Annotated in this window: 1 protein-coding gene; it reads left to right on the forward strand. The window is 35.5% G+C overall.

Annotated features, from left to right (window positions below):
- Nucleotides 1-918 (forward strand): DUF6990 domain-containing protein (locus ACFILL_RS09365; protein WP_375643849.1); only part of this gene is annotated, 918 nt, incomplete at both ends.

Consider the following 918-nt stretch of genomic DNA (forward strand, 5'->3'; position numbering starts at 1 on the left):
CGTGTTCAAAAGTATAGCTACAATATACGTATAGTCTGGCATTTGGCTTGTTTAGCATTGACAGGTCAAATTGATGTCCTGAAATCTTATCAAAGTTTTTTAGAAGCAGGTACAATTTCTGAGATCTTGGATGACGATGATGTGGAAAAATATGTTAATCACGCTGTTCAATTTGCTGAAGAATATCTGAAAATCCTTAATGAGCGAAAAGCCATAGATGATCGTCTTAGTTTACAAGATTTGTCTTTTCTTAATACAGTTTCTGAAGACTTAAAAAGGATAGACTGGACAGTTTATCGTGATAAAAATTACAATTGCAATGCTTATTTTATAAAGAAAGATCGTATCATTAATATAGTGTACGACCTTGATAAAAAAGGAGAGACACCATTTGTTACCTTCAAGGTTTCTCTTTCAACACTTGGTTTTTCTACAGCTTATCGATCTATTTTCATCAATACTCCCCAATATACAGTTCTTAAAGAATCAGAAGAAGTTTATGCAGTTTCTAGTACTGAATTGGATGAAGGTAAACTGAAGCAGATCTGTGCGGATATTTTGTGCTGGGCTGATCGACAAAATGTGAATCAAATCATCTGTGATTATGCGGCTTTTCCCCCAGACAGTGAATATGATCTTATAATACGCCATTTTATTGCGCTTATTCTGATTGGAGATGTTGAGAGGCTTAAGTTTTATAAAGAGAATTTTAGAAAGGGAAATTCTTTAGGTTTTGTGAAAGGTATCACGAAATATACAATCGACAACTCTCTTACTCTTGCACGGCATTATCGGACTGGTTTTCCAAAAAACGCTCCGATTTTAAGCTTGGATCCACAAGCAGCATCTGTTGCTTCTAAAACAACTTCTGTTGAAGTGGCAGAGGAAGTGGATGAAGCAGATGACACTGATGATCGT

This window comes from Bartonella sp. AP20NXHL, from assembly GCF_042196165.1.
GTDB lineage: Bacteria > Pseudomonadota > Alphaproteobacteria > Rhizobiales > Rhizobiaceae > Bartonella.